We start from the raw sequence: 13,263 nt of genomic DNA, 5'->3' as shown, positions 1-13,263 counted from the left end.
GCGGTGTCACTCTGAGCCTGTCGAAGAGTCTCTTATAACCATTATTGCTAAGATACTTTCAGGATGACAAAAATGCTGGAAATGCATTTCATTAAGATTTCGCTGAGTGAAAAATTTAAAAACTACTTATTGGTATTAGAATACAGTCTGCTTAAAGTTTCCCTGCTTACGCCAAGATATTCTGCGATATATTTTTTAGGAACTTCCGAAATCAGATCAGGATACAATCTTACAAATTCTTCATAACGCTGTTGCGGTGTTCCCGACAAAAGCATCATAATTCTCTGTTGAAGCGCAATATAACCGTTTGTTAATTTAATTCTGAAGAAATGATCCATCTTATGAAGATCTGCTGCAAGTTTATTTCTTCCTTCAAGGGTAAGACTTACCACTTCACCTTCTTTCAGGCATTCGATAAACATTTTGGAATTTTGCTGTTTAAAAAATCCTATATAATCGGACATCCACCAGTCTTTTTTGGCAAACTGAAGAATATGTTCTTTGCCGTTTTCATCAATATAATAGACTTTATAAATTCCGTCAAGAACAAGAAATTCATATTTAACTTCGTCTCCGTCATGAATCAGGAACTGGTTTTTACGGACTTTTCTTAAAGTGAAAAAAGTTTTGACATATTCAAACTCTTCGTCTGTAAGCGGTGTAATGGCTTCGATATGTTCTCTCAGTCGGTTCATGATAATGCTTTATCCGGTGTAAAAGTAATTAAAATTCTGAAGAATCTGAATACAGAAATTGTAAGTCTGTTTACACTTTTATTTAACCGCAAAAGCCACAACAGATCTACTAAATTTTTTATTAAGTTGATCATTATCAATGAAAAGCTCACCATAGTTTTTAAAAATCTTTGATTTTCATTCTTTTGAGTGCTTTGATTATTACAGAAATTAGCTTTACCATCATTTTTTTTCCCTTTTGCGGTTAATTCTGAAATTAATTTAAACAAGTTTTGCTTTAAAAAGACTAATCTTATTATTGTGAAAAATTACAATAAGTAATCAGAGATTCATGAAGAGTAAATTTTTTGTGGTACAGTTGTCATAATAATTTTCTAAGACCATTAAAAAAACAAATGGCTTCCGAATAATTTCGCATCATTTTTGTAAGGATAAACTAACACTTTTTAACACTGAAAATTGCCAAAATTTCCGTAATTTTGCACATCGTGATTTTCAGGTAAAATCACCCCAAATTATGAGTAAATCAACAGAATATATAGAAGTTTACGGCGCACGTGAACATAATCTTAAAAACATCAATGTAAAAATTCCACGCAACGAACTGGTCGTGATTACAGGACTTTCGGGAAGCGGAAAATCGTCATTGGCTTTTGATACGATTTTTGCGGAAGGTCAGCGCCGTTATATCGAAACGTTTTCTGCGTATGCAAGACAGTTTTTGGGAGGTCTGGAGCGTCCCGATGTCGATAAAATAGAAGGTTTGTCTCCTGTAATTGCCATCGAACAGAAAACTACCAACAAAAACCCGCGTTCTACGGTAGGAACCGTGACGGAACTGTACGATTTCCTTCGTCTTTTGTTTGCCAGAGTTTCTGATGCGTATTCTCAAACCACAGGAAAAAAACTGGTAAGCTACACCGAAGAACAAATTTTAGAAACCATCAAAGAAAATTATAAAGGGGAAAAAATCATGCTGATGGCGCCTGTGGTAAGATCCAGAAAAGGACATTACCACGAACTTTTTGTGCAGATGGCAAAAAAAGGATACGGACAGGCAAGAATTGACGGTGAACTGCAGGATATTGAATATGATCTGAAACTCGACCGTTATAAAACCCACGATATCGACATCGTCATCGACCGCTGGATTATCGGGGAATCTGCTTCTGAAGCGAGAATGGAAAAATCTCTTCGTACGGCGATGGAAATGGGAGAGGGACTGATCGGAATTCAGAAACTGGGAACGAAGGACATCGAATATTTTTCTAAAAATTTAATGGATGCCGAAACCGGTCATTCACTGGCTTTGCCGGAACCGAATACGTTTTCTTTCAACTCTCCGAAAGGAAGCTGCCCGAGCTGTAAAGGTTTGGGAACCATTAAGAAAATCAATACGGATTATTTTGTTGAAAATCCGAAATTATCCATCAATCAGGGTGGTTTATTGCCATTGGAAGACTTGAAGTCTAATAAATGGGTACTTTCTCAGATCAAAAATATATTAGAAATTTTCGGATTAGGAATGGCAACTCCGATTCAGGATATTCCGGAAGAAGCGTTAGACTATATTTATAACGGCTGTCATAAAGAATTCAACAAAGATTTAAAATACGCCGGAATTACCAAGAAAATCAAGATCAGCTTTGACGGTCTGATTCCTTTCATGGAAGAAATTATCGAAGAAAGGGAATCTTATGAAGCGATTCTGCTGGAAAGACATTTTACCACGGAAGAAACCTGTCCTGAATGTAAAGGAACCCGTCTTCAGCCTTCGAGTTTAAGCTTTAAAATCGACGGAAAGAATATTGCGGAAGTTAATGCTTTAAGTTTAATTGATTTAAAGGACTGGCTTGCTGATGTTAAGGATAAATTTTCTGAGAAAAATGCCATCATTGCGCATGAAATTTTAAAGGAAATTGAAACCAGACTTCAGTTTTTATTAGACGTTGGTTTAGATTATTTAAGCCTGAGCAGAAGTTCAAAAACGCTTTCGGGTGGAGAATCTCAGAGAATTCGTCTGGCTACGCAGATTGGTTCTCAATTGGTGAATGTTCTCTATATTTTAGACGAGCCTTCTATTGGACTGCATCAGAGAGACAATGAAAGATTGATTAATTCTTTAAAGAATCTTCGGGATATCGGAAATTCTGTTTTGGTGGTAGAGCATGATAAAGATATGATTCTGGAAGCCGATGAGGTTTTGGATATCGGTCCGAGAGCCGGAAAATTTGGCGGAGAAATTATGTGGCAGGGAAAACCGAAGGATCTGGTAAAAGCAGATACGATTACGGCACAATATATTAACGGGAAAAGAAAGATCGAAGTTCCTGCGGAAAGACGTAAAGGAAACGGAAAAAATATTGTTTTAAAAGGAGCAAGCGGAAATAACCTGAAAAACGTAACACTGGATATTCCTCTGGGAAAACTGGTGGTAGTTTCGGGGATTTCAGGAAGCGGAAAATCGTCGCTTATCAACGGAACATTGTATCCGATTTTAAACAAACATTTTTACAGGGCGGTTCAGGAACCTTTGCCGTATAAAAAAATTGAAGGTCTTGAACACATCGATAAAATCGTAGATGTAGACCAGACTCCGATCGGAAGAACGCCGCGCTCGAATCCTGCAACCTACACCGGAATGTTTACCGACATCCGAAATCTTTTTGCAGAATTGCCGGAAAGTAAAATCCGTGGTTATAAACCGGGAAGATTCTCTTTCAATGTAAAAGGCGGAAGATGCGAAACTTGTCAGGGAGGCGGTTTGAAAGTAATTGAAATGAACTTTTTACCGGATGTGTACGTTCACTGTGAAACCTGCAACGGAAAACGTTTTAACAGGGAAACTCTTGAAGTGCGTTACAAAGGAAAATCGATTTCCGATGTGCTGGATATGACGATTGATGAAGCAGTGGAATTTTTCCAGCCGATTCCGAAGATCTTTGCGAAAGTGAAAACGTTGCAGGATGTCGGTTTAGGTTATATTACGTTGGGGCAACAGTCGACCACACTTTCGGGAGGAGAAGCGCAGCGCATCAAGTTAGCCACAGAACTGGCAAAAAGACAAACCGGAAACACTTTATATATTCTCGACGAACCCACAACAGGACTGCATTTTGAAGATGTAAAGATTTTGATGGATGCGATTAACCAATTGGTAGAATTAGGAAATTCCTTCATCATCATCGAACATAATATGGATGTGATCAAATTAGCCGATCATATCATCGACGTTGGTCCGGAAGGCGGAAAACACGGCGGACAGATCGTTGCACAGGGAACGCCCGAGGAAATTGTGAAGTCGAAGAAGAGTTTGACGGGGAAGTTTTTGAAGAGGGAGTTGGAGTAAAATTATATAAATATCTTATGGAAAACCGCAATTTATGTTGCGGTTTTTTTATTTACTTTTGGGGAAACGAATAACTATGAGCTTTAAACTTTTAGCAATTAGACCTTTGGATGGTTGTAATCCGAAATTTCTTAAGAATTTAGAAGAAGGAAGAATTTATAAGTTTTATAATGACTATAAGTTTTTCAATGGAGAAGATCGAATTGATGATTTTAATTATAAAATAGATATTAAATCAATTAAAGATATTGAACGAATTGAGGTTAAAGATACATTACCAAAAGATTTTTTTGGGAAGAATATTAATGTTTCTGCGATTGTTGGACGAAATGGAAGCGGTAAAAGTACTCTAATAGAAGTTCTAATTGCTTCAATTGTAAGTTTTTCCTTGAAAATAAAAAGAGATTTTATTATTCCAGAAGACCTTTATGATGAAAAGAGTCCTAATTTTTTTGATAATGTCAGCAAAATTAAAAGTAGTTTAAAAAATGATTTGTCAAAAATCAATATTGAATTTTACATTTTAACAAATACTAATAATCTTTATGAGGAAAATAAAAAAATAAAATTTCAAGGACGAACCGAAGTTATTAGACAAATGAGAATAAAAAATGGTATATTCTCTTTCGTTGATTATAGTAAAAATCTTAATCAAAAATTTTTGAAAGGAAAAGAGTTTGAAATAGATTTATTAACAGACGATGAATATAAAAATCATTATTCGAAACATCATTTTTTAGAAGACTTTGTTTATTCATTAATTATTAACTATTCACATTATAGTTTTAATAATAGTGAAATAGGGGAATGGATAAAAGGAGTATTTCATAAAAATGATGGATATCAACTTCCAGTGGTTATTAATCCCTATAGAAATAATGGAAATATTGATATTAATATTGAGAAGGATTTATCAAAATCACGTTTTTTAATAAATATATTAAAAGAGAAAGCATTGAGAAAGATTAATGATACGAAAGAAATTTCTCATGTGTATATAAAATTCAATAAAAAGAAATTTTTACTAAGTAAAGAAAAACAAGGTGATTTAAGAATTGATATATCATACTTAGAAAAGATCGAAATTTTAAAAATAATTTTAGATATCTTTTTTCAAGATGAAGACAATAATATATTAGAAATTCAAGATAAAAATTTTTTTGCCTATAACTTAGACTACATATTGTTAAAGTTAAAAAAAATGACAAATTATCTAGTATATGAAGATTTTAATGATTTATTTATTGAAAATAATAAAAATGAAATTGTAACATTTAAAATTAATTTTAAAAAAGAAAAGTTTAAAAAGTATTTAAAAGCATTATATAGAGATAATAGTCATAATACGGATAAGTTTAATCAAGCACTTTTTTTTATTAAAACTAATTATATAAATGAAGATAAATTAGTGTTAGAAATAGATGATTTGGTAAAACTAATTATCCAAGGCGGGAAAGATGTGTATAAAAGTACTAGCCAAAAACAAAATGAAAATTTTCGAATCGATTTTAATTACAATATAAGACATATTTTACCTTCCTTTTTTGATTTAGAATATTTATTTGATAAGGAATATTCTGATAATAATTTTTCAAATTTTAGTTCAGGAGAAAAACAGATTATTTTTTCAATACACTCTGTATTATACCATTTGAGAAATATAAAATCTGTAACTTCATTACACGGTGATTTGGAAAGCGAGCCAAAGGAATTTAAAAAACTTATATATTATAAAAATGTAAATTTAATATTTGACGAAATTGAAATTTATGCTCACCCTCAATTTCAAAAAGATCTTATTAAAAGGTTCTTAGATAGTTTAAACGCTATTGATTTAAGATATGAATTTTTAAATGTTCTATTAATAACTCATTCTCCTTTTATTTTGTCTGATATCCCGAAACAAAATGTTCTTTTTCTTGAAGTTGAAAATAATATTTCTATTCCTAAAGATTTTAGTATGAAAAACACTTTTGCAGGAAATATTTCTGAACTATTAGAGGATAGTTTTTTTCTAAATGGTTTAACTGGTAGTTTTGCAAAATCCAAAATAGAAGAAGTAATAATTTGGTTGAATAATCAAGAAGATAAAAAAAATAAAAAATTAAAATTAGAACACTCAGTTAGAGAAAAGTATAAAAAAATTATTGAAATGATAGACGAACAAATCATTTATTATAAGTTAAGAGAAAAATATTTTGAACTATTTCCAGAAGATTTTGAAGAAGACGGAAAAGAAAGAATTTTTAAAGAATTAGCTAAAGAATTAGGATACAAAATTGAGAAATCATGATCTACGTAAAATTTAATAAAAGTGCTTTTGATTACCACAAAATAATTGTAGAAAAAGTTTTTGATACTATAGTCAAGATAAAGTATATAGAAAGAGGAGATAAAAAGAACAAAAATAAAATTTATTTGAATACAGATTTTTTAGATTTTTTAAATGATAATAAAAAAGAATTAATTGGAGGCATTCCTATTGAGCTATATAATTTAGATAAAGACTTTAAAAATTTATCGATTAATAAAAATGAACTTAAAAATATTAAAAGCTTTTTATTAGAAACTGGCTATAAAAATTTTCAGAAGAATCACTCAAAAGAATTTTTGAATTTAATAGGAGTAGACACATGTGTCTACTGCAATAGAAATTATACATTAAATATCAGTAAAACTCATGCTAGAGCAGAGTTGGATCATTGGTACCCAAAGAATGAATTTCCACTATTAGCATTATCTTTTTACAATTTAATACCTAGTTGCCATTCTTGTAATCATATCAAAGGGAAAGCTGGTGATTGGTCCAAAGCATTAGATGAATATGTTCATCCATACTTTAAAGAACATAATGAAGGGTTTAATTTTAGTTTCTTTTACAATAAAAAATTAGATTCATTAAAAATTGAAGCTAAAGCATACAAAAAAAGTATAAAAACTGGAAAAACTTTAGAGTTTAATAAGATAAATGAAAAATATAATGCTAACGCTGAAAAAGAATTAAGAGATTTATTAGATTTGAGATATAAGTATTCAAGCAATTATATAAAAATTTTGACACAAGATACATTTCAGGGTCTTAGAATTAGTAAGGATGAAATTTATAGATTAGTTTTTGGAATAGAAATAAAAGAAGAAAATTACCATAAAAGACCGTTTAGTAAGTTTAAAAAAGATATTATTGATAAAATATTATTAATTGATGATATTGGTTATAAAAAGAAAACTTAAATTTCTTAGCATAATATAACTCCCAATATTAAATTTTCAAAAAATTTTCAAATTTTATTCACCTGAAAATCAATAATTTAAATTCTAATGTTAACTCAATGTTAACTCAATGTGAAATTATTGTAAATTATTTTATATATCTTTGGTAAAGAAATAGTAAATAAGTTTAATATAACATTTAAAACCAAAGAGTTATGAAAAATAAAATTCAGATATTAATCGCTTCAGTTTTCGTTTGTGGATTCGCAACAGTAATGAATATGGCAAAAGCACAGACTGCAAACAACAATACCATTCAGGAAGTACAGTTGAATAAGAATGATGCTTTCAATGAAATAAGAAATCTTTTGATGGCGAATTTTGACTTTACCAATCAGGATTATAAGCAGGGAGTTGTAAACTCGGAAGTGAAATTTGATATTGCAGAAAACGGAAAAATCGTAAATGTTCATTCCAAAGGAGACTGTAAGAACGTAAGTAAAGAAATCGAAAACGTTTTAAGCAAGCTTCATTACAGAGTAGACAGCAAAAAATTAAACGAAAATATGATTGCTTCTACCTACGTTATGCCTGTAAGAGTGGATATTAACAACAGATAACATTCATAAAATCTTTTATACTGAGCCATACAAATTCTGTATGGCTTTTTTATTTTAGGTGTAAATAATGAAAATTTTAAATATAAAGTTGTAATAACTAAGAAAAATATTCGTTATATATTTGAATGAGACAAAATTAAAACAATATGAAAAATTTGAAGAAGCTAAGCAAGACAGATCTGAAATCAGTAAACGGTGGACAGCCAAAACAATACTGCGTTTTCTGCGAAAGAATCAACAAGCTTGTTTGCAGTGAAGCTCAGATTTCACAATGTCCTTAACAATTCAGACCGCTTTTTAGAAGGCGGTTTTTTTTATGCTTCAAAAATTTTTAACACAAAGTTCGCAAAAGTTATTTTGAAATCATTGGAAATATTTTTTTTGTTCGCAACGGTACTTCGGCAAACTCAGCATAAACTGTTCACTCAGCAAATGATAGCTGAGTCTATTGATTTTTTTAATCGAGCAATTTTTGTTCTTCAAAAGACTTGTAAAATGAACGTTCTTAAGATAGCGTTCCTACGGAACGCCGAACATCTTGCGATAAAATTTCTAAACATATAAATTTCATAAAGTTTTCTACCTTTTTGTTTTAACAGCTTCAGCAAATGCCCTTTGAGTAAATCTAAACTTTTTATTTCCAGCTTCTCAAACAGACGGTAAAAATTTATACATTTGATCGTATAATAAAAACTGTTGTGAATCCTATTTTAGATGTTGTTCTGCGTTCGCTCTGTGTTTATCTTTTCATGGTGATCGGAATCCGTGTTTTCGGGAAGAATCAGCTTTCGCAGCTTAACGCGGGAGATGTTGTTCTGCTGCTCCTGATTTCCAATGCTGTTCAGAATGCCATGGTAGGACAGGATACCTCGCTTCAGGGAGGTTTAATTGCTGCTCTGGTTCTTTTTGCGGCTAATTTTACCTTAAAAAGATTCATGTTCAGAAGTCCTGCTTTTAAAAGCTTCATGGAAGAAGATCCCGTTATCCTTATTAAAGATGGAGTAGTAGACGAAAAAGCTTTAAACAAAGTAAAAATAACTTCCGATGAACTGGAAGAAGCCGTGAGAGAACATGGTGTGGGAGGAATTGATGAGGTAAGACTTGCGGTATTGGAAGTGGATGGAAACATCAGTGTGGTTTCCGAGGATAACAAAAGCAAGCAGACCCATTATTCCAGAATTAAAAGAAAAAACAAACGAAAATATCATTAGCCATGAATTACGAGCTTAGAGAAATGCTTCCGAAAGATGAAGCCAGAGTTTTAGAGATTTTCAGACAGGGAATTGAAGGTGGAAAATCAACCTTCGAAACGACCGTTCCCACTGCCGAAGCATGGAATATGGATTATTATAATGACTGCCGCTGGGTTTTGGAAAATGAAAACAACGAAGTTGTTGGCTGGTGCGCGCTGAAACCCGTTAGCAAAAGAGAAAGCTACAAAGGCGTTGCTGAAGTAAGTGTGTATTTCGATAATGATTATCAGGGAAAAGGATTAGGCTCTGTTTTGCTAAAAAAGATGATTCTCGACAGCGAAGATCACGGCTTCTGGACGCTGCAGGTAAACATATTTCCGGAAAACGAAGGCGCTCTGAAAGCACATCAGAATAATGGTTTCCGGATTGTAGGAACAAGAAAGAAAATAGGTAAGCTGAATGGTGAATGGAAAGATGTAATTATGCTTGAAAGAAGAAGTGAGAAAGTATTTTAACATAAAAAATACTAAAGTTTCTTAAATATTCACATAAAAGTAATAATAATTAATTATTGGCATTTGGATTGTAATTTTTCATGATGTAATTTGAAAAATATATATTTATGAAGATGCTGACTAAAATTTTGGGAATATTCCTGATTGTTTTTTCCTTTGCCCTGTACAATGCTGCTCCTTTACAGAGAGGTCATGGTCACGGAAGAGGACATGGTTATGGTCACGGTCCAAAAAAACATTATTATCACGGACCAAAAAGAACTTACTACAGAACGGTATTGTATCACAAACCACCGAGACATTATTATAAAAAACATTATTACAGACCTGCAAGAAGGATATATTATGCTCCAAGACCGCAAAGAGTATATCCGGCAAGACCTGTAGTTATTGTTAATTTATAAACAGAATATAAGCATTGAAGAAATTTCAGTGCTTTTTTTATTTTACAGATGTTAAGCTTTGGCAAATCGTTCATTCTCTTACATATTTAATTTTTGAACGTTCATCCATTAAAAAAGAGTTTTAATAATATACATAAAAAAGGCTGTAACGATAATGATACAGCCTTTTTTATTAAATCTCAATCTCAATCTCAATCTCAACCTTAATCTTTACAACCTCGATTTCTTAGGATTCAGGAAAGTATTGAAAATTATAACTTCCTGTCCGAATTTTGCTTCAATTCTTTCAGCAATATTTTCCATTTCGCTTTTGATGAAATCTTCTCTCAGCTCGTCATTATCAAAAATAAGAAGGAGATTATAATTTTTTCCCTCTTCAATATAATCGCTGTGTACTTCAGAAAGGATATATTGGTTAACGTCCATCAGATTTTCCGTCATTAAAACCAGGGTTTCATCCATGTAATTTTCCCAAGCTTCAAGATTATTTTTTGTGCAGTGGAACGTTATGCTTAATATGCTCATATTTTATGAATTTTTAAGATTCTGTAGATAAATTTTACCGCAAAAATCGGCAAATTTTTCGTAAATTAGCCCGTTAATAAAAATACAAAAAAAATAATTTTCAGACGTATAACTAAGGGTCTGACTATCATTATAATAAAATTGTTTATGCAAAAAGAAGGAGAAAGACTGATTCCTATCAACATTGTTGATGAAATGAAGTCATCTTATATCGATTATTCGATGTCGGTTATCGTTTCGAGAGCGTTACCTGATGTAAGAGATGGCTTGAAACCCGTTCATAGAAGAGTACTTTACGGTATGTATGGATTAGGGGTTTTTTCTAATCGAAAGTATTTAAAATCTGCGAGAATTGTTGGAGACGTTTTAGGTAAATATCACCCGCACGGAGACTTCTCTGTATATTATGCAATGGTAAGAATGGCTCAGGACTGGAGCTTGCGTTATCCGCAGGTAGACGGACAGGGTAACTTCGGTTCCATGGACGGAGATCCGCCTGCAGCAATGCGTTATACAGAAGCAAGACTGAAAAAAATCTCTGATGAGGTTCTTTCGGATCTGGACAAGGAAACGGTAGATTTTCAGAATAACTTCGACGACAGTTTACAGGAACCGACAGTTTTACCTTCAAAAATTCCGAATCTTTTAGTCAACGGAACTTCCGGTATCGCAGTAGGTATGGCGACGAATATGGCTCCGCACAATCTATCGGAAGCTGTAGACGCAATCTGCGCTTATATCGACAACAGAGAAATTACGATCGATGAACTGATGCAGCACATCATAGCTCCGGATTTTCCTACAGGGGGAATTATCTACGGATACGACGGCGTTAGAGATGCGTTCCATACAGGTCGCGGCAGAGTAGTTCTGAGAGCAAAAGTAGCTTTTGAAGAAATTGGAAACAGAAACGCAATTATTGTAAACGAAGTTCCTTATCAGGTAAACAAAGCGGAAATGATTGCAAGAACTGCGGAACTCGTAAAAGAAGAGAAAATTCCGGGAATCTACGAAATCAGAGACGAATCGGACAGAAGAGGTCTTCGTATTGTTTATGAACTTAAAAATGATGCGATCCCGAATGTTGTCCTGAACTTACTTTATAAATATACAGCACTTCAAACCTCTTTTAGTGTAAACAATATTGCATTGGTTCACGGAAGACCGGAGCAGCTCAACTTAAAAGACATCATTCATCATTTCGTAGAGCACAGACATGAAGTAATCGTAAGAAGAACCCAGTTTGAGCTTAGAAAAGCCAAAGAAAGAGCTCACATTCTTGAAGGTTTCATGAAGGTGATCGGTTCTCAGGATTCTTTAGATAAAGCGATTTCAATCATCCGTCACTCTGCCAATCCGCAGGCTGCGAAAGAAGGATTGATCGAAGCTTTCGAGCTTTCTGAAATTCAGGCTCAGGCAATTCTAGATTTACGTCTTGCCCGCTTAACAGGAATGGAGCTTGACAAGATCCGTGATGAGTATGATGTAATTATGAAAGAAATTGCAGATTTGGAAGATATTCTGGCAAACGAACCAAGAAGATTCCAGATCATCAAGGATGAATTAACTGAAGTAAAAGAAAAATACGGCGACGAAAGAAGAACCGAAATCGATTATTCAGGAGGGGAAATGTCTATCGAAGATATTATTCCGAACGAATCTGTGGTTCTTACCATTTCCCACGCAGGATATATTAAGAGAACTTCATTATCAGAATACAAAATCCAGAGCAGAGGGGGTGTAGGAAACAAAGCCGCAACTACAAGAGATGCAGATTTCCTTGAATATATTGTTTCGGCAACCAACCACCAATATATGCTCTTCTTTACAGAAAAAGGAAGATGTTACTGGTTAAGAGTATTTGAAATTCCGGAAGGCTCCAAAACAGCAAAAGGAAGAGCGGTACAGAACTTAATTAACATTGAGCCGGACGATAAGATCAAAGCTTACATCAGAACCAATAACCTAAAAGATTCTGAATATGTAAACCAGATGAGCGTTGTGATGGTAACGAAAAACGGAACCATTAAGAAAACTTCGCTGGAAGCATATTCAAGACCTAGAGTAAATGGGGTGAATGCAATTGAGATCAGAGACAATGACCAGTTGTTAGGCGCTTATTTAACGAACGGTACTTCACAGATCATGATTGCTACGAAAAACGGTAAATGTATCCGTTTCCCTGAAGAAAAAGTAAGAGAAGTAGGAAGAGGGTCGATCGGAGTTCGTGGTATTGCCATGGAAGAAGACGATGAAGCAATCGGTATGATTGTTGTAAATGATGTGGAAAAAGAAACAGTACTTGTAGTGTCTGAAAAAGGATACGGAAAGAGAACTGCGGTAGAAGATTACAGAATTACCAACAGGGGAGGAAAAGGAGTAATTACACTGAATATTACTGAAAAAACAGGTAATCTTATTGCTATTCAGAACGTAACAGATGAAGATGGATTGATGATCATTAACAAATCGGGAGTTGCCATCAGAATGGGAATGGACGAAATGAGAGTGATGGGTAGAAATACACAGGGCGTAAGACTGATCAATCTTAAAAAGAATGACGAAATTGCTGCGATTGCAAAAGTAGAAATGGACAAAGAAGTAGAAGAAGAATCTGAAGAAAATGAGGAAGGGGTTGTAGGAACGCTATTTGATAACCAGGAAGACAATACAGATGCTCCTCAAGCTGAAAATGAAAATCCGGCAGAGGAAACTGAGAATTCTGATTCGGAAGAATAATTAATATTGTACA

General features: G+C 33.4%; 11 protein-coding genes. 9 read left to right on the top strand and 2 right to left on the bottom strand.

What is annotated here, in order from left to right; genetic code table 11:
- Positions 1 to 122: 122 nt before the first annotated feature.
- On the bottom strand, positions 123 to 695 hold the full coding sequence (locus tag QWT87_RS02390) for a Crp/Fnr family transcriptional regulator (RefSeq protein WP_302713256.1): 573 nt from the start codon (positions 693 to 695) through the stop codon (positions 123 to 125).
- Positions 696 to 1,212: 517 nt separating this feature from the next.
- On the opposite strand from QWT87_RS02390, the gene uvrA reads away from it, so the two are divergent.
- The 8 genes from uvrA to QWT87_RS02350 all read left to right on the top strand — a co-directional run bounded on the left by uvrA (position 1,213) and on the right by QWT87_RS02350 (position 9,986).
- Positions 1,213 to 4,044 (top strand): excinuclease ABC subunit UvrA, encoded by a 2,832-nt coding sequence (gene uvrA, locus QWT87_RS02385; protein ID WP_302713254.1) that lies wholly within the window; start codon positions 1,213 to 1,215, stop codon positions 4,042 to 4,044.
- Positions 4,045 to 4,120: 76 nt separating this feature from the next.
- A complete protein-coding gene (locus QWT87_RS02380; RefSeq protein WP_302713252.1) occupies positions 4,121 to 6,337 on the top strand; it encodes an AAA family ATPase in 2,217 nt (738 codons plus the stop codon).
- Complete coding sequence (locus tag QWT87_RS02375; protein ID WP_302713250.1) at positions 6,334 to 7,275, top strand: HNH endonuclease family protein; 942 nt, start codon at positions 6,334 to 6,336, stop codon at positions 7,273 to 7,275. The genes QWT87_RS02380 and QWT87_RS02375 overlap by 4 nt, the downstream gene beginning before the upstream one ends.
- A 194-nt stretch (positions 7,276 to 7,469) precedes the next feature.
- Positions 7,470 to 7,874 carry a hypothetical protein gene (locus QWT87_RS02370; RefSeq protein WP_087710304.1) on the top strand — a complete coding sequence of 135 codons (405 nt, stop codon included), beginning with the start codon at positions 7,470 to 7,472 and terminating at the stop codon, positions 7,872 to 7,874.
- A 146-nt stretch (positions 7,875 to 8,020) separates the two neighbouring features.
- A complete protein-coding gene (locus QWT87_RS02365; protein ID WP_087710302.1) occupies positions 8,021 to 8,155 on the top strand; it encodes a bacteriocin-like protein in 135 nt (44 codons plus the stop codon).
- Between the two features lie 417 nt (positions 8,156 to 8,572).
- Entirely contained in the window at positions 8,573 to 9,085 is a 513-nt protein-coding gene (locus QWT87_RS02360; RefSeq protein WP_273078301.1) for a DUF421 domain-containing protein, read from the top strand.
- Positions 9,086 to 9,087: 2 nt separating this feature from the next.
- Entirely contained in the window at positions 9,088 to 9,582 is a 495-nt protein-coding gene (locus QWT87_RS02355; RefSeq protein ID WP_185216958.1) for a GNAT family N-acetyltransferase, read from the top strand.
- A gap of 107 nt (positions 9,583 to 9,689) precedes the next feature.
- A complete protein-coding gene (locus QWT87_RS02350) occupies positions 9,690 to 9,986 on the top strand; it encodes a hypothetical protein (protein ID WP_302713243.1) in 297 nt (98 codons plus the stop codon).
- A gap of 210 nt (positions 9,987 to 10,196) precedes the next feature.
- On the opposite strand, the gene QWT87_RS02345 is transcribed toward QWT87_RS02350, so the two are convergent.
- Positions 10,197 to 10,511 (bottom strand): DUF4286 family protein, encoded by a 315-nt coding sequence (locus QWT87_RS02345; protein ID WP_302713241.1) that lies wholly within the window; start codon positions 10,509 to 10,511, stop codon positions 10,197 to 10,199.
- A 147-nt stretch (positions 10,512 to 10,658) separates the two neighbouring features.
- On the opposite strand from QWT87_RS02345, the gene gyrA reads away from it, so the two are divergent.
- Complete coding sequence (gyrA, locus tag QWT87_RS02340) at positions 10,659 to 13,250, top strand: DNA gyrase subunit A (RefSeq protein ID WP_302713239.1); 2,592 nt, start codon at positions 10,659 to 10,661, stop codon at positions 13,248 to 13,250.
- Positions 13,251 to 13,263: the final 13 nt, after the last annotated feature.

Origin of the sequence: Chryseobacterium urinae, from assembly GCF_030518295.1 — a bacterium.
Lineage (GTDB): Bacteria > Bacteroidota > Bacteroidia > Flavobacteriales > Weeksellaceae > Chryseobacterium > Chryseobacterium mucoviscidosis.
Note: the sequence above shows the minus strand (reverse complement) of the source record. Positions and strands in the feature narration are given on the sequence as shown.